Here is a 23,458-nt window from a genome sequence, read left to right on the forward strand (position 1 = left end):
GTTCTGAGTTTTTTTTCTGGTTACAATGGTTCAAAGATACAAAGGTTCAGCGTTTAGAGAAGTAAAAAATTGGTTCCAAATTAGGACAGATTTATGGGTTGAAAACATTATCCGAAATTTGCATTTGTCGTAGACGCAAAGCTATGCACCTCTACAATATACTTTGAGAATATAATATAATGTTTCTCCTGTAGGTTTTAAAAACAAAAAACCCAACAACTTTCGTCATCGGGTTTCAATCTATATTCTATTCTCTTTATTCCTTCTTCTAAAAAAGACTTAGTCGTTCAATTTCAAAACAGCCATAAACGCTTCCTGAGGTATTTCAACATTTCCTACCTGTCTCATACGTTTTTTACCTTTTTTCTGTTTTTCCAAAAGTTTACGTTTACGGGAGATATCCCCACCGTAACATTTTGCGGTAACGTCTTTACGAAGTGCTTTAATGGTTTCACGGGCAATGATTTTAGCACCAATTGCCGCCTGAATCGGAATATCAAATTGCTGTCTCGGAATCAATTCACGTAATTTCTCGGTCATTTTTTTACCGATGTTGTAGGCGTTGTCTTCGTGAATCAAAGCAGAAAGTGCATCAACCGTTTGGGCATTCAGTAGAACATCCAGTTTTACTAATTTTGAAGTTCTCATTCCGATTGGAGAGTAGTCAAAAGAAGCATATCCTTTAGAAACCGTTTTAAGACGATCGTAAAAATCGAATACAATCTCGGCCAGAGGCATATCAAAATTCAATTCAACTCTTTCTGTCGTTAAGTAGGTTTGATTGGTAATTACGCCACGTTTTTCGATACAAAGACTCATTACATTTCCAACAAAGTCAGCTTTTGTAATGATTGTTGCTTTAATATACGGTTCTTCAACCCGGTCTAAACGAGAAGGTTCCGGTAAGTCAGAAGGATTGTTTACCACAAATGGTGTTTCAGGATCTTTTTTGGTATACGCCAAATACGAAACGTTAGGAACCGTAGTAATTACAGTCATATCAAACTCACGCTCTAAACGTTCCTGAATAATTTCCATGTGAAGCATTCCTAAGAATCCGCAACGGAAACCAAATCCTAACGCCGCAGAACTTTCAGGTGTAAAAACTAACGAAGCATCATTCAACTGCAGTTTTTCCATAGAAGAACGCAAATCTTCATAATCTTCTGTATCAACAGGGTAAATTCCGGCAAATACCATTGGTTTTACATCCTCAAAACCTGTAATCATATTGGTAGTAGGCGTTTTAGCATCCGTTAGAGTATCTCCAACTTTTACATCTTTGGCTTCTTTAATTCCAGAAATCAAATAGCCAACATCACCTGCAGAAATCACACTTTTAGGAACCTGATTTAATTTTAAAGTTCCAATTTCATCGGCAAAATATTCATTTCCTGTGGCCATGAATTTAATTTTTTGCCCTTTTTTAATCTGCCCGTTTTTCACACGGAAAATAACCTCAATTCCACGAAACGGATTGTAATGGGAATCGAAAATCAAAGCCTGTAATGGCTCATCAACATTTCCTGATGGAGGTGGGATTTTTTCGATAATGGCAGCTAAGATATTCTCAACACCAAAACCTGTTTTTCCGGAAGCATGAATAATATCTTCCAGTTTGCACCCTAATAAATCAATAATATCATCACTAACTTCTTCAGGATTAGCACTTGGTAAATCTACTTTATTCAAAACCGGAATAATTTCCAGGTCATTTTCTAAAGCCAGATATAAGTTAGAAATCGTTTGTGCCTGAATGCTCTGTGCAGCATCAACAATCAAAAGTGCACCTTCGCAGGCAGCAATAGATCGGGAAACTTCGTATGAAAAATCGACGTGACCGGGAGTGTCAATTAAATTTAAAATATATTCTTCTCCTTTATAAGTGTATTCCATCTGAATGGCGTGACTTTTTATGGTGATTCCACGCTCACGCTCCAGGTCCATGTTGTCAAGCAATTGTGCTTTTTCTTCACGGGCTGTAACGGTTTGTGTAGCGCCCAATAATCGGTCTGCCAATGTACTTTTACCGTGGTCAATGTGTGCAATAATGCAAAAGTTACGTATCTTCTTCATTTTTTATATGTCAATTCTCTATGCGAGTTTTTAGGTATTTCCGGGTATAATTTTACGCTGCAGCAATTGCTGCAGAGCGTGTTATTAAGGCGCAAAGATAGCGGAAAGTTTTGGATTCTGGAATGTAGTTGTCCGATAGTTAGATTCTGGAATATAAATTGAGCCTTAAAATTCAAAATTAAATCCTTTTTCAGTCAGTTTTTTATAGATTTCGGGATCAAATTTGTACAATTTTGCCGCTCTGTGTGAAACATCTTTTTGCTTTTCGTCAAGTTCAACTAATAATTTCATATGAAGAATCTTTCTGCGGAAATTTGATTTGTCCATTTCGATTCCCAGAATTTCTTCATACAAATGCATTAATTGTAATAAAGTAAATTTTTCAGGTAAAAGATTAAAACCAATAGGAGCCTGACGAACCCGGTTTTGAAGTTGTTTTAAACTATATGAAAGGATTTCGTTATGATCAAAGATTAAATCCGGAACCTCATTAATTTTAAACCATTTGGCTTCAAATACTGAAACGCTGGCCTTAATATTATAATCTTCACGGTTTACTAAAGTGTAATATCCAATAGTTATAACTCTCTCGCTCTTTACACGATCAGGATCTGTAAAAGCTTTTAATTGCTCCAGATAGATATTGTCAAGACTCGTGAGTTCATATAATATTCGCAGTGCAGCATTATCAATACTTTCGTCCAGTTCCGGATTTCCACCAAGAACGCCCCATCTGCCGGCGCTTTCTCCTATGGCGTGATGAACTAAAAGAACTTCAAGATTTTTTTTATCAAAAGAAAAAATAACGCAGTCAATCGAAATGCCCTCTATAAAAGATTTGGAATCAGCAGTTACAGGAGTATTAATTTTCGGAATGTTTTTAGAAAAGGAAGAAGTCATTAAAACTCAAAATTAAATCCTTTTTCAGTAAGTTTCCTGTAAATGTCCGGGTCAAATTTATATAATTTTGCAGCCCGGTGCGAAACATCCTGTTGTTTTTCGTCAAGAGCAACCAGTAATTTCATGTGAAGGATTTTACGCCTGAAATTTGATTTGTCCATTTCTACACCCAGAATTTCTTCATACAGATGCATGAGTTGCAGCAAAGTAAATTTCTCAGGAAGAAGATTGAATCCTAACGGCGCCTGGCGAACCCTGTTGCGAAGATGTTTCAGACTGTACCCTAATATTTCGTTGTGATCGTAAATTAAATCGGGGATGTTGTTTATTTTATACCATTTGGCATCAGCAGCGGTAAAACCGGCTTTAATATTATAGTCTTCGCGTTTTACCAAAGCATAATAGCCAATGGTGATAACACGTCGAAGCGGGAAACGATCCGGATCGCCAAATGCTTTTAATTGCTCTAAGTAGATATTGTCAAGGCCGGTCAGCTCATTCAATAAACGATGGGCAGCAGAATCGGTACTTTCTTTTTTATAAATCCATCCTCCCGGAAGTCCCCATTTTCCTTTACTGATTCCTTCCCCGTGCTGTACCAAAAGCACTTCCAGACTTCCTTTGTCAAAACCAAAAATGACACAGTCAATTGTGATTGCATTCATCGCGGTCTGTTCGCTTTTTAAAAGAGAGTCCTCATCTTCATTTTTAACCATAACCTACTTTAAATTTTGACAAATTAAATAAATAAAATGAATAGTTGGCGTTATAAATCTTTTATATTTTTTTTAACGTAACAATTTTCTGATAATCAGGAGGTTGTTTTATTGTCGATTATTTCCTTTTAATTTATTTTTTCTTAAACGTCTGATTGTCAAATCGCTGATTCGATATTTTTTTAATAATTTTTATTTCACTTTCGTCTCCGTTTTTAGTGTATTGATAAAAATCAATGTGCATTAATCGGAATAGCCAAAAAAAATATCTAATATTTTGTTAATATAGAAAAAATGTTTTACACTTGTAGTCAAATTTACCATAAGATAAGTTCAATTTGACTATTAGTTTGCAAAACAACAATAATTCTTTAATTAAATAAAATATAGCTGATGTTATTTTTAGGAATTGATTTAGGAAGCTCCTCTGTAAAACTCTCTGTTTTTGATCCGGAAAAAGGGTCAACAATTGGAGCGGTTAGTGTTCCTGATTTTGAAATGCCAATTATTGCCCAAAAATTTGGCTGGGCGGAACAAGATCCCGAATCCTGGTGGCAATTTGTAAAAGACGGCATACAGCAATTAGGTTTAAAATCGAATATTGATTTAAAAAAGATTGCCGGAATCGGGATTGCTTATCAAATGCATGGTCTGGTTTTAACCGATGAAAATCTGAATCCCGTTCGCTCTTCCATTATTTGGTGCGATAGCCGTGCGGCCATTATCGGAGATGAGATTTACGATAAAATGGGTGCTGAGAATTGTCAGCAGCAAATTTTAGGGAGTCCGGGAAATTTTACGGCTTCAAAATTGAAATGGGTAAAAGAGAATGAGCCACAGGTTTTTGAAAAAGCAAAATACATGATGCTTCCGGGCGATTTTATTGCTGCGAAATTATCAAAAACAGCACAAATCAGTACTTCAGGACTATCGGAAGCGGCTTTATGGAATTTCTCAGAAGGAAAACTGGCCACTGAAATTCTTTCCCAAATGGGATTACCGGAAGCCATTGTTCCTGAGATTGTTTCCAATTTCGGAATTCAGGCGACCGTTCACGCTGAAATCGCCCAGGAACTGGGATTAAATCCAGCTGTAAAAATTACCTATCGCGCGGGAGACCAGCCTAACAATGCCTTATCACTGAACGTTTTGAAACCCGGAGAAATTGCGACAACAGCCGGAACTTCGGCAGTAGTGTATGCCGTGAGTGATCAGGATGCCTATGACAAACAAAACAGAATCAATACTTTTTTACATGTCAATAATACAGAAGCCGAGAAACGCAACGGCGTAATGTTGTGTATTAACGGTTCGGGAATTTTATACCAGTGGTTACGTAAAATCATGTCGGTAGACAAAGCGGAACTGATTGCTTATGAAACATTAAATGCCGAAGCGGCAAAGGTGGAAGCCGGAAGTAACGGACTTCGTTTTTATCCTTTCGGAAATGGTGTCGAACGTATTTTTAATAATAAAAATGCGACTTCGGGAATTCAGAATTTAAACTTCAATATTCATCAGCCGTCCCATTTGGTGCGCGCGGCCTGCGAAGGAATCGTGTTTGCGATGAACTACGGTTTTGATGTTATGAAAGAAGTCGGAGTTTCGGGAACGGTGGTGAGAGCCGGAAATTCAAATCTCTTTTTAAGTCCGGTTTTCAGGGAAATCTTTACCAATACGACACAAACGACTTTAGAATTATACAATACTTCAGGAGCTGAAGGTGCCGCAAGAGGCGCTGCTTACGGTTACGGATATTACAGTTCGCTGGAAGAAGCTTTTCAGGGATTGCAATGTCTGGATCGAATTGAACCCAATAAAATCCTGACCAGTCAATACCAGGATTTATATCAGGAATGGAAAAATCACATTAAAATCGAACAACAATAATGAGCACAACAAAACAAACTTATTTCAAAAACATAGACACGATTAAATTCGAAGGAAGAGAAAGTGATAATCCACTGGCGTTTAAATGGTACGATGAAAATCGTGTCGTTGCGGGTAAAACATTAAAAGAGCATTTGCGTTTTTCAATGGCTTACTGGCATACGCTATGTAACACGGGAGGAGATCCGTTTGGAGCTTCGACGGAGACTTTTTCATGGGATAAAAATGAAAATGCAATTCTGAGAGCAAAAGACAAAATGGATGCGGCTTTTGAATTTATGACCAAGCTTGGTTTGCCGTATTATTGTTTTCATGATGTTGATGTAGTGGATGATGCACCGACTCTGGCAGAATTTGAAACCCGTATTCAGACTATGGTGGAATACGCTAAACAAAAGCAACAGGAATCAGGGATTAAATTGTTGTGGGGAACTTCAAACTTATTCAGTAATCCCCGCTATATGAATGGTGCTGCGACGAATCCGAACTTTGATGTTTTGGCTTATGCGGGTGCTCAGGCAAAAATTGCAATTGATGCTACTATTGCTCTTGGTGGTGAAAATTATGTTTTCTGGGGAGGCCGTGAAGGATACATGAGTCTTTTGAATACAGACATGAAAAGAGAACAGGACCACTTAGGAAGATTCCTGAATACCTGTAAAGATTATGCCCGCAAAGAAGGTTTTAAAGGAACCTTTTTAATCGAACCAAAACCAATGGAACCGACCAAACATCAATACGATTTTGATGCAACGACTTCGTTAGGATTCATTCATAAATACGGACTTCAAAATGATTTCAAATTAAATCTTGAAGTAAATCATGCAACTCTTGCCGGACACTCTTTCGAACACGAATTACAAGTTGCCGTTGATGCCGGAATGTTAGGAAGCATTGATGCCAACAGAGGGGATTACCAAAATGGCTGGGACACCGATCAATTCCCGATTAATCTTCAGGAAGTTACTCAGGCGATGCTGGTGATTTTAGAAGGTGGCGGAATTCAGGGTGGCGGCGTAAACTTTGATGCAAAAGTGAGAAGAAATTCAATCGATTTGGAAGATAAATTTATTGCACACATTTCAGGAATGGATGTTTTCGCAAGAGGATTAATCTGTGCAGATCACATACTACAAAATACAGATTACAGAAAATTACGCACGCAGCGTTACAGTTCCTTTGACAGTGGTAACGGAGCCAAGTTCGAAAACGGAGAATTGTCTCTGGAAGATCTTAGTAAAATTGCCCGTGCAAGTGGAGAACCTCAGCCCTTAAGCGGCAGACAGGAATTATTCGAACAGATTATTTCGAATGCATACTAAATTAAATTATAAGGTAACTAACTATAAATTTAACCAATTCTTAATTATTATGAAAAGCAAATATTGTATAAAAACAACAATGCTTCCGTTTTGTATAGCGCTGCTGCTGAGCGTTTTTACGATACAATCTGGTTTTGCACAGGAGCAATCCCAATTTGTAAGCGGAAATGTAAAATCGGCAGAAGACGGTATGGGAGTTCCCGGTGCGACCGTTGGAATTGAAGGAACGAAAACAGCAACCTCAACAGATTTTGACGGAAACTTCAAACTGGAAGTAAAAACAGGCAATGTACTTGTGATCAGTTTTATGGGATTTAAAACACAGCGTGTAACCGTTGGAACTCAAAAGACGATTGCTGTCACTTTACAGACTGAAGCGGCAGATCTTAAGGAAGTTGTCGTGATAGGATATGGTTCACAGAAAAAAACACTGGTAACGAATGCTGTTACTCAGGTTAGTGGAGAAAATCTTGCCAGAACCAATACAACAAATGCACTTCAGGCACTTCAGGGTCAGGCAGCAGGAATCCAGATTACTTCTACTTCAGGGCAACCGGGAGAAGGTTTAAATGTGGTGATCAGAGGGGTTGGTTCAACAGCAGGAAGTAGTCCGTTATATGTTGTTGATGGAATACTTACTACTGATATTTCCTATTTAAGTAATTCAGATATAGAATCTATTTCTGTATTAAAAGATGCTGCATCTGCTGCAATTTATGGTTCGCAGGCTTCTAACGGAGTTGTTTTGGTAACCACTAAAAAAGGAAAAAGAGGTTCTGCAGGACAAATGACTTTTGATCAGTATTATGGTGTACAATCAGTATCGAGAAAAGTAGATTTGTTAAATGCCACTGAATATGCGACTATACTAAATGAGGCGAGAGTAAATTCTGGCAATACGCCCTATTTTACTAATGCTCAAATTGCCGGAATGGGTTCCGGAACAAACTGGATGGATAAAATGTTGGTTGATAATGCAGCTACTAAAAACTTCTCATTTGGTGCTTCCGGTGGTTCAGATACTTCTGTTTATTCGTCATCTTTGTCTTATTTAGGACAGGAAGGAGTTGTAGGAGGTAAAGATTTATCGAACTATGAGCGTTATAATTTCAGATTCAATTCAGAACATAAATTATACAAAGATGTAGTGACTTTTGGTCAGAACTTAAGTTTTGCTTACATCAATAAAAACGGAATCGGAGTTGGAAATCAGTACAGCAATTCTTTAAGAAGTGCTTTTCAGGTATCACCATTATTACCAATGTACGATGCCAATGGTAATTATTATGATAGTACCAAAAACAGTGAACCCTGGTTGGCAGGTCAGGCAAATCCTTATGCATTAATGGTGTATAATAATCAGAATGAAAGCAATAACCAAAAATTGCTTGGAAATGTGTACTTACAAATAGAACCAATAAAAAACTTAACGTTCAAAACTACTTTAGGACTTGATTATTACGCAGGTGAAGGACATTCTTACCTCCCTAAATATCAATTATCGATTTATGCCAACAGTGTTGCAGATAAAGTAACTCAAAACATGAACAAAGGTAAAACACTTACCTGGGATAACTTATTGACTTATAAGTTTAATGTTGCAGAAACGCACCGTTTTGAGACCATGGTCGGAACATCATCTATTAATTTTGACGGAACTACGATACAGGCTTCTAATGCAGATTCATTTTTTAGTGATCTGGAACATGCCTGGTTAGACAATACAACCAATAAGGACGGCGCCAAAATAGCCTTAAATGGTATCAAGCAACAGACTAAAAGAATGTCTTATTTCGGAAGATTAAATTATAGTTTTAAAGAAACTTATTTGTTAAATGCCACTTTTAGAGTCGATGGATCTTCCATTTTTGCCAAGCAAAATGAGTGGGGCTATTTCCCATCTGTTTCCGGAGGCTGGATTGCTTCCAACGAAGCATTTTTAAAAGATTCAAAAGTGATCAATTTTCTTAAATTGAGAGCATCCTGGGGGCAAGTTGGGAATCAGAATGCAAGAGCTTTTCAGTACTTATCACCCATAAAAGTAGACGATACTAATTACAATTTTGGAGAAGAAGGAGCTCTTACTCCGGGAGCCTACCCAAACAGATTATCTAATCTGGATTTAAAATGGGAAACTTCAGAGCAGATTGACCTTGGTCTGGATGCCAGATTTTTAGACAATGCATTAAATTTTACAGTTGATTTTTATAAGAAAACTAACAAAGACTGGTTAATATTAGCACCAATTTTAGCAACTGCAGGTGCTGATGCACCATTTATTAACGGAGGAAATGTTGTCAATAAAGGGGTTGAGGTAAGTTTGAATTACCAAAACAATATTGGAGATTTTAAATACAGTGTGAGTGCAAATGGCGCTTATAACAAAAATACAGTGGGTGCAATACCTACAGCAGACGGAATCATTCATGGATTGCCTAATGAACTTTATGACAATTCAAGTGAATTCTACAGAGCACAAAACGGATACCCGTTAGGCTATTTCTGGGGATATAAAACCGGAGGTGTTTTTCAAAACCAGGCACAAATTGACAATTATAAATCGGCAAACGGTGTAGTATTACAGCCTACTGCAGCTCCAGGGGATCTTATTTATGTCAACACAAACGGAGATGATAAAATTGACGCTACTGATAAAACCAGTATCGGAAACCCTAATCCGGACTTTACTTATGGGTTCTCCTTATCAGGTAGTTACAAAGCATTTGACTTTTCGGTTTTGGCGAATGGTGTAGCAGGAAACCAAATTGTACAATCCTACAGAAACCAATCCGGTGCTTACGGAAATTATACTTCTGCCATATTAGATCGTTGGCATGGAGAAGGTTCTTCGAACACAACACCAAGAGTAACAGAAGACAACAGGAACTTTACACAGTTTTCAGATTTATATGTTCAGGATGGGGATTTCTTAAGAATCAGTACGGTGACAGTAGGATTTGATTTGGCAAAAATGAAACAATCTAAACCGTTTTTTGCAAGCCAGTTCAGACTTTACTTTTCAGTATTAAATCTGTACACTTTTACAAAGTATAACGGTATGGATCCTGAAATTGGATTTGGCTCTTCCAACGATGACCAAAAATTTTCATCAGGTGTAGATGTTGGATATTATCCACGACCAAGAACATTCATGATGGGATTAAATGTTAAACTTTAATAATAAAAAGATGAAAAATACATATTTATATATTTTCTGTTTGAGTTTATTATCTCTGGGTTCTTGTAGTTTAGAAACAGAGCCGATGACACCAATAGATACAAGTTTTTATAAAACCAAAGAAGATGCTTATGTAGCATTAGTAGGTTGTTATGACGGAATGCAGGTGGCAACAGGTGGTGCAGGAATGGGAGTTCCGGTATTAAGTGAAGTAATGTCTGATGATTGTTTTGGAGGTACCGGAAATTCAGATGGTTACAATTATGCAGCCATAGATGAGTTCGATATTACACGATCTCCTGCAGATGTTGATTTGCTTAACACCAACTGGATCGCTTATTACAAAGGAATTTATCGTTGTAATATGTTATTGTCCAAAATGGATCAGATTGAATGGGGAGGTGATACCGCATTAAGAAATACATACGAATCAGAAACTAAATTTATCAGAGCGTATCTTTATTTTGAAATGGCTCGTTTGTGGGGCAGTGTGCCTTTGTTAACAGCACCTTCTTCTGAGAACGTACCACAGGCAACTCCGGAAGAAATTTATAAAGTAATTGCACAAGATTTAGTATTTGCTTCAAACAATTTACCTACAGAAGCTTATAATGCGAAACCAAACGGACGCATTACAAAATGGGCAGCAAAATCTTTACTGGGACGTGTTTATTTATATTACACAGGATATTACGGAAAAACGGATTTGGCCGGTGTAGTAAACAAAACTCAGGCCTTAGCACATTTAGAAGATGTTATTGCTTCCAGTCGTCATGGTTTAGTAGCTGATTTTTCTACTTTATGGCCGGCATCTTCAGTAGAAAAGTATGCAGGCGAAGCCAATAAAGAATTTGTTTTTTCTATTAAATACACGTATACAAGTGATTATAACGGAAATACAGATAGTAACCAATGGATGGTAATGTTTGGAATGAGAGAATTCTCCTCGTATCCGTATGGCCGTGGTTGGGGTGTTACCGTAAATTCAAAGTTATGGAATGCTTACAGTGCAACAGATACGAGACGTACAGCAAGTATAATTGGAATTGATGAAGAAAAGATCAAATTTGATAAAAAGAACAGCCAGAGAGAATACACTGGATATTACAACAAAAAATATTCTCCAATGGTGAATAAAGACGGAGTAGATCTTCCAATTGCGTTGGGAAGCCAGTTTTGGGACATCAGTCAATTTCAGGATTATGTAGTCCTAAGATATTCAGACGTTTTATTGATGGCTGCAGAATTGGGAAGCGGAAGTGCTCAGCTTTACTTTGATGAAGTTAGAGAAAGAGCGTACAAAGAGAATTTTGTAGCATTACCGGTAAATCCTGAAAATATTATGAATGAAAGACGTCTGGAGTTTGCTCTTGAAGGGATAAGATACTACGATTTATTACGTCAGGGTGTTGGAAAAGCTTCTTCTACAATTGCAGAAACAACAACTTTGCTAAATGGAGGAGTACCTGCAACAAAAACAATTTCTGCAGGTAAGATTCAGGAAACAAAAGGACTGATACAAATTCCAAATACTCAGATCACATTATCAGGTGGAGTATTGAAGCAAAATGCGGGTTGGTAATTTTAACTTAAAAGGAAAAGAAATGAAAAATATTAAATTATTAATGACATCATTTGTGATGTTAGCAGCATTGCTGATATCCTCTTGTTCTCCGGACACCTATTCTCTGGAAGAGCCGATGGCTAAATCGGATATACATTTTGAAATTACTCAGGATTTAGTTACCGATCCGGGAGGAAATACAGTACTATTAAAAAATACAACTCCCGGAGTGGTATTAAACTGGGATTATGTTACCGGAAAATCTAATAAGGCAGAACAAAAAGTGCAATATGCTTTTAAAGGGAACTATACTATTAAAATTTCAGCTGTAACCGATGGCGGGATCGTTGAGTTAGATCCGGTAACCATTACAGTTAGTAAGGACAACTTAAATTATGTTAATGATCCTCTTTGGACGGCATTATCAGGTGGAGTTGGTCACAAGAAATCATGGATCCTTGATAACGGGAAGTATGGTTTAGCTCCGGGTGCCATGTCTTTTGCAGATCCAAACACGGTAGTAGAATGGGGTAAATTTTCTCCAAACTGGGAACCTGCAGGAAATGCCAATTCAAGTACAGATGCAGATATGCATTGGGGAAGATACATGACATTCAGCCTTGACGGAGGACCTTTTATGACTGTCCATGAAGCAAACGGAACCAGTATTGAAAGTGGATCTTATTTCCTGGATATTAATGCGCATACTTTAACCACAACAGGAGCAACAATTCTTAGACCGGATAATTACATTGCAAATGCAAGTAATTGGAACACTGATATTAAAGTATTAATACTTACTGACAATCAGTTACGAATTGCTATTAAGAGAACCAACAGTGAAGGTCCATGGTGGTATATCTGGAATTTCGTTTCTAAAGAATATGCAGACAACTACGTTCCTGTAGTTACAGAACCTGTTCTTGACGAAGGTTTCAATCCTACTTTTGCCCCGGGAGAATTGTTGACCATGTTAACTGGTGGAGCCGGTGCAGGAAGAGTATGGAAACTCGACGCTGCAGGAAACCCGATAGACTGGGTTGGAAAAGGGATAGGCTGGACTAAAGGACCTAATGATTCTTATAACTGGGGATGGAACGATGATTGGGCAGCAATCGCCGGTAATTCATGGATACGTTTTGATCAGTGGGAAGGTAAACTGAACTATACCCGAAGCCAAAACGGAGTGGTTACTACGGGTTTATTTACCATAAATGCAGCAACCAACGAAATTAATTTAGGAACAAATACATTGCTTCAAAATTCAACAAGCTGGATGAATCCTACTACGAATGTGATCAAAGTAGTGAAAGCATTCAATAAAGACTATCTTCAAAAAGGGATCTGGCTGGGAACATCTTATGATGCGACTAAGGATGAATGGTTTGTTTTCCATTACATCATTCCTTAAATAATTACGGTTTTTCAGAACTAAAAACCACATTATTTAAAAGTATAAAACAACCGGTAGGGGATTTACAAAGTCGCCTATCGGTATGTTTATATTTGTTTTTAAATATTAAAATCCCTTTCAAATGAATAAAAGAAAATACTTCAATAACGGATTGCCATTATTAATGCTAGTCGGAATTATCTTATTGGGCTCCTGCAGCAAAAAAGAAGATACTTTTGTTAACCGAAAAGTCTCTTTTAATTCAGATTGGAGCTTTCATTTAAATGATAGTATTACAGATAAAGATACCATCGGAACTTCAACAAAGTGGAGAACTTTAAATGTACCCCACGATTGGAGTATCGAAGGAAAGTTTGATGAAAAAAGCCCTGCCGGATATGGAGGCGGAGCGCTAAACGGAGGTTTAGGCTGGTATAAAAAAACATTCAGAGTTGCAGCCGCAGACAGCAGCAAAGTAACATCGATTACTTTTGACGGAGTCTACAAAAACAGCGAAGTCTGGATAAACGGACATTATTTAGGAAAACGCCCAAACGGGTACATTGGTTTTCAGTATGAGATGTCGCCCTATCTAAACTACGGAGATCAAAACAACGAAATAATTGTTAAGGTTGACAATTCAAAACAACCGAATTCACGCTGGTATTCAGGTTCCGGAATTTTCAGAAATGTCTGGATCGAAACTACCGACAAACTACATGTTGGACAATGGGGAACTTATATAACCACTCCAAAAGTTACCGCCGAAAAAGCTTCGGTAAAAGTTGAAACTACGATTCAGAATCAATATTCAGAATCAAAAAAAGCAACCGTAACAACTACTATTTTTAAAGACGACTCTAAAGTAACATCGTTTACTCAAAATATAACAATTGCTGCAAATACCAATCAAACGATTCAACAGGAAGCACAAGTTGAAACGCCCGTGTTATGGTCTGTAGAGAAGCCTGAATTGTATACGGCAGTTACGGAAATTTCGCTTGACGGTGCCCTGATCGATTCGTATAAAACCAATTTCGGAATCAGGGATTTTAAATTTGATACCGATAAAGGTTTTATCCTGAATGGAAAACAAGTAAAAATCAAAGGCGTCTGCATGCACCATGATTTGGGGCCATTAGGATCGGCAATCAATACCAGAGCGATCGAACGCCAGTTGGAAATCCTGAAAGAAATGGGTGTAAACGGAATCAGAACTTCTCACAATCCTCCCGCGCCGGAACTTTTGGAGCTTTGCGACAAAATGGGTTTCATTGTCATGGATGAAGCTTTCGATATGTGGAAACAAAACAAAACCAAATATGACTATGGCAATGACTGGGACAAATGGCATAAAAAAGATCTGACAGATCAATTACTGCGTGACCGCAACCATCCAAGTATTTTTATGTGGAGTATCGGAAACGAAATTCCGGAACAATGGAATGAAAACGGAGTGACAATTGCCAAAGAGTTAGCAGCTATTACCCGTCAATACGATAAAACGCGTCCGATTACAGCCGCAATGAATCCGCCGGTCAATATGAACCTTGATGGTGTTAATCTCCAATTTGAAAAAGCAGCGGTTCAATACAATAAAATTGCAGCTTCCGGAGCTCTGGATATTATCGGATACAATTATGCGCATCAAACCTATGAATATCATAAAAAGAATTTCCCCGGAATTCCTTTTATCGCAACAGAAACCACTTCGGGTTTACAAACCCGTGGTTATTATGATGCTGTTTCAGACACCATTAAAAAATGGCCGGTACGATGGGATCTTAAATTTACAGGAGGAAATCCGGGTAATACAGTTTCTGCTTATGATCAGGTACAGGCGCCATGGGGCTCTACGCACGAAGCCACCTGGAAAGTCATCAAAAAACACGATTTCCTTTCGGGGATGTACATCTGGACCGGATTCGATTATATCGGAGAACCAACGCCGTACGAATGGCCGTCTATCAGTTCGTATTTCGGAATTGTAGATTTAGCCGGTTTCCCAAAAGACGTTTATTATATGTACCAAAGCGAATGGACAGACAAAACGGTTCTTCATATCCTGCCACACTGGAACTGGAAAGCAGGACAAAATGTGGATGTCTGGGCATACTACAATAAGGCTGATGAGGTTGAACTTTTCCTTAACGGAAAATCAGTCGGAATCAGAAGTAAAAAAGGAGAAGATCTGCATGTGATGTGGAGAATTCCGTTTCAGGCAGGAACACTAAAAGCAGTTTCGCGTAAAAACGGGAAAATTGTTTTAGAAACCGAAATCAAAACAGCCGGAAATCCATCCAATTTAAAACTGACGGCAGACAGAAGTACCATCAATGCCGATGGAAATGATTTGTCCTTTGTAACGGTTGATATTTTAGACGAAAAAGGAGTTTTGGCACCAAATGCAAATAACGAAATCAATTTCTCCCTAAAAGGAAACGGAAAAATTGTCGGCGTTTGCAGCGGAGATCCCGTAAGTCACGAATCGTATAAAGGAACAAAACATACGGCACTCAACGGAAAATGCCTGGTCGTAATTCAGTCCGGTGATACAAGCGGAAGACTGGAACTAACTTCCAAAGCAAACGGATTAAAACCGGCTACCATTGTAATTACAGCGGAATAAATAATAGATTATGAAAAGAAATTTAATCGTACTCTTTGTTTTAATAAGCCTGATTAATGGTCAATTGTTCGCGCAGAATTCCGGTGCTCAGAAATCTTCTGAAGACCGGATTATAAAAGTCGATTATAATAAATCGGCAGGAGCATTCAATACCATGTTTAAAGAATGCGTCGGAGCCGGAAGAGCAAATGAAGGATTAAGGGCAGACTGGCAGCAGCAATTAACAATGCTTAAAAAAGATTGTGATTTTAAATACATCAGAATGCACGGTTTATTATCAGATGATATGGCTGTTTATTATGAAGATGAAAAAGGAAATTCACAATACAATTACCAGTATGTAGATGCTTTGTTCGATTTTATTGTGAGTATCAAAATGAAACCTTTTGTAGAATTAGGTTTTATGCCTTCAGGATTGGCTAGTGGAAAACAGACCATTTTTTGGTGGAAAGGAAATGTTACACCTCCCAAAGATTATAAAAAATGGGAAGACTTCATACAACATCTAACGGTTCATTTCACCGAACGTTACGGAGCAGAAGAAGTTAAGACCTGGTATTTTGAAGTTTGGAATGAACCTAACCTTTCGCCGGGATTCTGGACAGGTACTCAGCAAGATTATTTTAAACTATATGAGTATGCAGCGCGCGGCATAAAAAGCGTAAACACAGCTTACAAAGTTGGTGGCCCTGCAACAGCAGGAGCGGCATGGGTTCCCGAAACAATTGATTTTTGTGCTAAAAATAAGGTGCCGATAGATTTTATTTCGACTCATACCTACGGTGTAAAAAGTGGCTACTTAGATGAATTCGGAACTTCGGGAACCATCTTAAATAAAGAAGATACCAGTGTAAGTGGTGATGTTCTGAATTCACGTCAGCAGATTGCGAATTCGGCTAAGCCAAATCTTGAATTGCATTATACAGAATGGAGTTCTTCCTATACCCCCGCAGATCCCATTCATGATAGTTATCACTCGGCAGCTTATATTCTGCAGAAACTAAAACAGGTTGGAAATGCTGCAAACTCAATGTCGTATTGGGTTTTTACCGATATTTTCGAAGAAGCAGGCCCGAGATATACACCTTTTCATGGCGGCTTCGGATTGCTGAATCTTCAGGGGATTAAAAAACCGGCTTATTTCTCCTATTCTTTTCTGAATAAATTAGGCGAAACAGAACTTGAAAATAAAGATACTTCATCATGGGTTTGTAAAAATTCAAAAGGAGATGTTCAGCTTTTATTTTGGGATTTCACCAATACGCATCCCGGAGATAAAGTGTTGAATCAGAACTATTACATTCAGGATTTACCATCTAAGGAAAAAGGAAAAGTAAAAATTGAAATCGACGGACTGCAGAAAGGAAAATACATTTTAGAGATTTATAAAGTAGGCTATAAAGTCAATGACGCTTACGCAGACTATCTCTCGATGGGAAGACCAAAACAATTAACAGTAGCGCAGGTGCATCAAATTAAAGAGAAAAACAGTGGAGCTTTACTGGCATCAGAAAAAGTAATAATTGATTCAAAAGGAACTTATAGTAAGGATTTCAGCATAAATGAAAATGATGTTTTTCTGCTGAACCTTGTCAAACAATAAACGCCTAAATAACGAACACAAAAAACCACCATAAATTTAGTAAGCATGAAAAATAAAATAATATTCCTGTCGGCAGCTTTGGCTTTTATAGCATTTAGTTCCTGTAAAAACGATACACAAAGTTCAGGTTCAGAATCGGTTCAGACGGAAGAATATCAAGGAAAAGAAATAGGCACAGAACATGATGCCGAAATAGATAAACTGATTGCTCAAATGACAATCGAAGAAAAAATCGGAATGCTGCACGGGAACAGTATGTTTAGTACCGGTGGTGTAAAGCGTCTGGGTATTCCGGAATTAAAAATGGCCGACGGACCGCTCGGAGTTCGTGAAGAGATTTCTCGTGACAATTGGGCACCCGCTGGTTTAACCAACGATTTTGCAACCTATTATCCTGCCGGAGGAGGTTTGGCCGCTACCTGGAATACAGAGATGGCACATACTTTCGGAAGCAGTTTAGGAGAAGAATTACGCGCCAGGGATAAAGACATGCTGCTTTCGCCAGCCATCAATATGGTACGAACACCGCTTGGAGGAAGAACATACGAATACATGTCTGAAGATCCGTTTTTGAACAAAAAAATTGCAGTGCCCTTAATTGTTGGTTTACAGGAAAAAGATGTGATGGCCTGCGTAAAACATTTCGCAGCAAACAATCAGGAAACCAACCGTGATTTTGTCGATGTACAAATTGACGAACGCGCGCTTCGTGAAATTTATTTACCGGCATTTGAAGCTGCTGTAAAAGAAGGAAAATCATACGGTATAATGGGAGCCTACAACAAATTCAGAGGCGAATATTTATGTGAAAATGATTATATGCTGAATAAAATCCTTCGTGACGAATGGGGATTCAAAGGAATTGTAGTTTCAGATTGGGCTGCGGTGCATTCAACAGCAAAATCATTAAAAAATGGTCTGGATATTGAAATGGGAACGCCAAAACCTTTCAATGAATTTTTCCTGGCAGACAAATTAATTGCTGCCGTGAAGTCCGGAGAGGTTTCTGAAGCTGAAATTAACCTGCATGTAAAACGTATTTTAAGAATGTTGTTTCAGGTCAAAGCAATGGGCGGCGGAGAACGCGCTAAAGGAAGTATTGCAACAGAAGCACATTACCAGGATGCCTACAAAATTGCAGCAGAAGATATAGTATTACTGAAAAATGAAAATAACGCACTTCCATTAAAACTTGACGGTGTAAAATCTATCGCAGTAATTGGAAACAATGCCACGAAGAAAAATGCTTTAGGCGGATTCGGAGCCGGTGTAAAAACCAAAAGAGAAGTTACTCCTCTAGAAGGCTTGAAAAACAGACTGCCTTCATCTATCAAAATAAATTATGCAGAAGGCTATTTAGAGCGTTACGATGAAAAAAATAAAGGAAACCTGGGAAACATTACCTCAAATGGACCGGTTACTATAGACCAGTTAGATCCGGCTAAATTGCAGGAAGCCATCGAAGCCGCTAAAAAATCAGATGTTGCCATCATATTTGCAGGTTCCAACCGTGATTACGAAACCGAAGCTTCTGACCGAAGAAACTTAAACCTGCCATTCGGTCAGGAAGAATTAATTCAGAAAGTATTGGCTGTAAACCCAAAGACTATTGTGGTTATGGTGGCCGGGGCTCCTTTCGATATTGATGCTGTCAGCAAAAAAACGTCCGCTTTGGTGTGGAGCTGGTTTAATGGTTCCGAAGGTGGAAATGCGTTGGCAGATGTATTGCTTGGAAAAGTAAACCCATCGGGAAAATTACCATGGACAATGCCTAAAAAAATCATGGATTCCCCTGCACACGCGACAAACAGTTTCCCCGGAGGAAAAACGGTTACCTATGCAGAGGGGATTTTAATAGGATACCGTTGGTTTGATACTAAAAATATTGCGCCCTTATATCCTTTCGGATTCGGATTGTCCTACACCACTTTTGCTTTCGATAACGCAAAATCAGATAAATCGGAGTATGCCTTAAACGAAACAATTACTGTTTCTGTTGAGGTGAAAAACACAGGAAAAGTCGACGGTAAAGAAGTCGTACAAGTATATGCTTCTAAAACAGATTCGAAAATTACACGTGCTGCACAGGAATTAAAAGGGTTTCAAAAAACAGCCGTTAAGACAGGAAGTTCCAATACCGTAACCATTAAAGTTCCGGTGAAAGAATTGGCGTACTATGATGTAACGGCAAAAAAATGGACTGTTGAACCAGGGAAATATATTTTGAAAGTAGGAAATTCTTCGAGAGATATTAAAAAAGAAATTACCATTAGCATTAAGTAAAAAAAACAGGAAAGCGGTTTTGACCATATAAGTAATGTGAGGAAATATAAGTTTTACTTAAATACTTATATGACTTATATGGTATTTCAATCGAATAGTTTGAAATGTTTTAATGAATGAAGTAGAAATGAGTTGGCTGAGGGTCAGCGGCTCCCTTAACTAATTTTGATTTATATAAAATGGAAAAGAGAATAAAAAATTATCTTATTACTGCCACACTTTTTATTGTTGTGAGCGGTGTTTTCGCCTGTAGTTCAGAAAAAGAAGTGTCGGAAAACACTATCCAAAAAACGCTTACGGTAAATACAAATAAAATTGATTTTGAAGCCAAAGAAAGCGAAACAAATGTTGTCATCGCGGCAGAGGTTACCTCATGGACGATAAGCGCTTCAGATGCCACATGGATTAAGTTGAGTAAAACTTCCGGAATTAAAGGAACCAGTCTTGTAACCATTACAGCTTTAGAAAACAAAACAAAGGACACCAGAACAGCTACAATCACAATCAGTTCTGGAGAAGCGGCACCGTTACAGGTTTCGGTTTCACAGGCTGGTACGGCTGTTGTAGAAACGGGTTTGTATCCGAATTACAATACCAATCCAATTGCAGCCGATGCTTCAGGAATGAGCAGTACCGCAGCACAATTGGCAGCAAAAATAAAACTGGGCTGGAATATTGGAAATACGATGGAAGCAACCAATGGAGAGACAGCATGGGGAAATCCTAAAGTGACAAAAGCATTAATAGATGCTGTAAAAGCAAATGGTTTTAATGCGATTAGAATTCCTTGTTCCTGGAATCAGTATGTAGCCAATACGGCAACAGCACAAATAAAAATAGACTGGTTAAACAGGGTCAAAGAAGTCGTGCAATATTGTGTCGATAATGATATGTATGTGGTCATTAACATTCACTGGGACGGCGGATGGCTGGAAAATAATATCACAGAAGCCAAAAAAGCAGAAAATAATGCCAGACAAAAAGCTTTTTGGGAACAGATAGCCACACACTTCAGAGGATTTGATGAGCATTTGCTTTTTGCCAGTGCCAACGAACCAAATGTTGAAGATGCTGTACAAATGGCTGTTTTAACCTCTTATCACCAGACATTTATTGATGCCGTTCGTTCGACCGGAGGAAAAAATGCTTACCGAACTCTCGTAGTTCAGGGGCCGGCAACCGATATCGAAAAAACAAACAAACTGATGCTTAATTTGCCTGTAGATAAAATCGCCAACCGCATGATGGTGGAGGTGCATTATTATTCTCCGTGGAATTTTGCCGGTTTAACCAAAGATGAAAGCTGGGGAAAAATGTTCTATTACTGGGGAACCGGATTTCATTCGGCAACAGATCCGGATCGTAATGCCACCTGGGGAGAAGAAACAGACTTGGCGAATAATTTTAAACTGATGAAAACGCAGTTTGTAGACAAGGGAATTCCTGTTTTGTTAGGAGAGTTTGGAGCAATCCGCAGAACTTCTTTAACAGGAGACGCTTTGACCTTACATTTGAATTCAAGAGCCTACTACCTGAAAACAGTTGTAAAACAAGCAAAAGCAAATGGATTATTACCTTTTTATTGGGATGAAGGAAGCACCGGAGACAAGGGTTTCGGAATCTTCAACAGATCCAATAATACGGTTTTCGATACCAAAGCCTTAAACGCATTGATTGAAGGATTACAATAAAAATATTTTACCGCAAAGTTCGCAAGGATTACCGCAAGGAGCGCAAACTATAGCGAACTTTGCGGTAAAATATTTTATACTTAATTTTAAAATAAAAAAAATGAAGAAAAATATCATCTTTCTCTTTCTGGTTTTCAGCATAATGGCCAACGCAAATGTCAGGATGCCTTTATTGTTTTCTGACGGAATGGTGCTGCAGCGCAATAAACCAATTCCGGTTTGGGGCTGGGCAGATCCCGGAGAAAAAGTAGAAATTCATTTTAACAAACAAACCAAAACAGTTCAGACCGACAAAAACGGTAAATGGACCGTTAGTTTAAACCCTGAGAAAGCGGGCGGACCTTTTGAACTAAACATTACAGGAAAAAATAAAATCACCATCAAAGATGTTTTGGTCGGCGAAGTATGGATTTGCAGCGGACAATCCAACATGGAATTTCAGGTTTTTAAAACCGTGAATGCCGAGAAGGAAATCAACGATTCCAATTATCCAATGATTCGTCATTTTGGAGTAGCGCAAGATTTAAGCGGTTCGCCAAAAAACGATTTAAAACAAGGAAAATGGGAAATCACCAGTAAAGAAACGGTTGGTAATTTTACGGCCGTCGGGTATTATTTCGCTAAAAAACTATATGCCGAATTAAAAATCCCGATCGGAATCATCAATACGTCCTGGGGCGGAACCAATGTAGAAACCTGGACAAGTCGCGAAGCCTTTCAGAAAAGTGATGAATTCAAAGCTATTATTGCCGATGTTCCGGTTCTGAATATGGATTCAATTTCGAAATTGTACGCCGCCAAAATGAAGGAAAGAGTAGAAAGAATTCAGGGAACCGAAGTCACGACTACAAACGAAAACACATTCAAAGATCCAGCCTTTAATGATAAAAGCTGGGGAGAACTAAACACACCTGGCCTATGGGAAAATCAGCCATTAGGAGACTTAGACGGTGTAGTCTGGATGCGTAAGACCATTACTCTTTCGGCAGAAGATATTAAAAACAAAGCCGTTATAAGCCTGGCTAAAATCGACGATGAAGACATCACCTATGTAAACGGAATCGAAGTGGGAACAAACAAAGCCTGGGATGCCAGAAGAGTATATGAAATTCCGGCAAATGTTTTAAAAGAAGGAATCAATGTAATAGCCATAAGAATCGTTGACAACAGCGGCGGTGGCGGAATTTACGGAGAAAAAGAAGATTTAAAACTAACAGTCGGTTCCAAAATAATTCCGCTTGACGGAAACTGGAAATTCAAAGTAATTGTCGTGAAAACAGCTTTATCTCCCAATAGTTATCCGTCCTTATTGTACAATGCCATGATAAATCCCCTTGTTCCATATGCGTTCGAAGGTGTTTTATGGTATCAGGGTGAAGCGAATGTAACGAGAGCGAGCCAGTACAAAAAAGCATTCCCTCTGATGATCACAGACTGGAGAACAAAATGGAATCAGGGGAATTTCCCTTTCTATTTCGTACAGTTAGCAACTTTCAACGAGTTTGGAGGCAACAGTCAGAAAGGAAGCCGTTGGGCTGAACTTCGCGAAGCACAAACCGAAACGTTAAAACTACCCAACACCGGAATGGCCGTAACGACCGATATCGGAAATGCAAAAGACATTCACCCGACCAACAAACAGGATGTTGGTTTACGTTTGGCAGCGATCGCGCTGAACAATGTATATGGTAAAAAACAGGTTTTTAGTGGTCCAATGTATAAATCAATGGAAACAAAAGGAAACGAAATCGTCCTCACTTTCGATCATACCGGATCCGGATTAACGGCCTCCGATCATTCAGAAAATGTAAAAGGTTTCGAAATTGCTGGTGCTGACAAAGTATTTCATCCGGCGAAAGCCATTATACAAAACAACAAAATAATCGTTTCCGCTCCTGAAGTTCCAAATCCCGTTTCCGTTCATTACGGCTGGGCAGACGACGATACCGAAATCAATCTTTTCAATAAAGAAAAATTTCCGGCATCACCATTCAGAACCGATAATTGGGAAATGATAACAGTCAACGAGAAATATAAAGTCAGTAAATAGATATTTGGGCGTGACCACATCCCGATAAGAGGGCAAACATACAGGGTGTACATGCGCCCTCTTATCGGGATGCGGTCGGGCTATCCGCTCCGCCGCGGCGGATTGCTCCTATCCCTCACGCGGACAAAGGGAGAAAAATCGTTTTTTGTCCTTCAACGAAAAA

Annotated in this window: 13 protein-coding genes; 10 read left to right on the top strand and 3 right to left on the bottom strand. The window is 38.5% G+C overall.

What is annotated here, in order from left to right; translation table 11 throughout:
* Window positions 1–279: 279 nt before the first annotated feature.
* From lepA to EV142_RS17715, 3 genes are all read right to left on the bottom strand, one after another.
* Window positions 280–2,076, bottom strand: a complete 1,797-nt coding sequence (gene lepA / locus EV142_RS17705; protein ID WP_132037181.1) for a translation elongation factor 4 — start codon at window positions 2,074–2,076, stop codon at window positions 280–282.
* Between the two features lie 165 nt (window positions 2,077–2,241).
* Window positions 2,242–2,976 (bottom strand): NUDIX hydrolase, encoded by a 735-nt coding sequence (locus EV142_RS17710; RefSeq protein ID WP_132037182.1) that lies wholly within the window; start codon window positions 2,974–2,976, stop codon window positions 2,242–2,244.
* Window positions 2,976–3,692: an NUDIX hydrolase gene (locus EV142_RS17715; RefSeq protein WP_132037183.1), complete on the bottom strand. Its 717-nt coding sequence runs from the start codon at window positions 3,690–3,692 to the stop codon at window positions 2,976–2,978. Before EV142_RS17715 ends, EV142_RS17710 begins: the two co-directional genes overlap by 1 nt.
* A 393-nt stretch (window positions 3,693–4,085) precedes the next feature.
* On the opposite strand from EV142_RS17715, the gene EV142_RS17720 reads away from it, so the two are divergent.
* The 10 genes from EV142_RS17720 to EV142_RS17765 all read left to right on the top strand — a co-directional run bounded on the left by EV142_RS17720 (window position 4,086) and on the right by EV142_RS17765 (window position 23,295).
* Entirely contained in the window at window positions 4,086–5,582 is a 1,497-nt protein-coding gene (locus EV142_RS17720) for a xylulokinase (RefSeq protein WP_132037184.1), read from the top strand.
* A complete protein-coding gene (xylA, locus tag EV142_RS17725; RefSeq protein ID WP_132037185.1) occupies window positions 5,582–6,904 on the top strand; it encodes a xylose isomerase in 1,323 nt (440 codons plus the stop codon). Before EV142_RS17720 ends, xylA begins: the two co-directional genes overlap by 1 nt.
* A 49-nt stretch (window positions 6,905–6,953) precedes the next feature.
* Window positions 6,954–10,082 carry a SusC/RagA family TonB-linked outer membrane protein gene (locus EV142_RS17730; protein WP_132037186.1) on the top strand — a complete coding sequence of 1,043 codons (3,129 nt, stop codon included), beginning with the start codon at window positions 6,954–6,956 and terminating at the stop codon, window positions 10,080–10,082.
* Window positions 10,083–10,092: 10 nt separating this feature from the next.
* A complete protein-coding gene (locus tag EV142_RS17735) occupies window positions 10,093–11,664 on the top strand; it encodes a RagB/SusD family nutrient uptake outer membrane protein (protein WP_164502539.1) in 1,572 nt (523 codons plus the stop codon).
* 22 nt (window positions 11,665–11,686) lie between these two features.
* Window positions 11,687–13,057 carry a hypothetical protein gene (locus tag EV142_RS17740; protein WP_238698762.1) on the top strand — a complete coding sequence of 457 codons (1,371 nt, stop codon included), beginning with the start codon at window positions 11,687–11,689 and terminating at the stop codon, window positions 13,055–13,057.
* Window positions 13,058–13,181: 124 nt separating this feature from the next.
* Complete coding sequence (locus EV142_RS17745) at window positions 13,182–15,668, top strand: glycoside hydrolase family 2 TIM barrel-domain containing protein (protein ID WP_132037188.1); 2,487 nt, start codon at window positions 13,182–13,184, stop codon at window positions 15,666–15,668.
* A 10-nt stretch (window positions 15,669–15,678) separates the two neighbouring features.
* Window positions 15,679–17,271 (top strand): GH39 family glycosyl hydrolase, encoded by a 1,593-nt coding sequence (locus EV142_RS17750; protein WP_132037189.1) that lies wholly within the window; start codon window positions 15,679–15,681, stop codon window positions 17,269–17,271.
* A 45-nt stretch (window positions 17,272–17,316) separates the two neighbouring features.
* Window positions 17,317–19,554 carry a glycoside hydrolase family 3 C-terminal domain-containing protein gene (locus tag EV142_RS17755; RefSeq protein WP_132037190.1) on the top strand — a complete coding sequence of 746 codons (2,238 nt, stop codon included), beginning with the start codon at window positions 17,317–17,319 and terminating at the stop codon, window positions 19,552–19,554.
* A gap of 179 nt (window positions 19,555–19,733) precedes the next feature.
* A complete protein-coding gene (locus EV142_RS17760; RefSeq protein WP_132037191.1) occupies window positions 19,734–21,245 on the top strand; it encodes a cellulase family glycosylhydrolase in 1,512 nt (503 codons plus the stop codon).
* A 100-nt stretch (window positions 21,246–21,345) separates the two neighbouring features.
* Window positions 21,346–23,295 carry a sialate O-acetylesterase gene (locus EV142_RS17765; RefSeq protein WP_132037192.1) on the top strand — a complete coding sequence of 650 codons (1,950 nt, stop codon included), beginning with the start codon at window positions 21,346–21,348 and terminating at the stop codon, window positions 23,293–23,295.
* The last annotated feature ends 163 nt before the right edge of the window (window positions 23,296–23,458 follow it).

This window comes from Flavobacterium circumlabens (assembly GCF_004345565.1).
Classification (GTDB): Bacteria; Bacteroidota; Bacteroidia; order Flavobacteriales; family Flavobacteriaceae; genus Flavobacterium; species Flavobacterium circumlabens.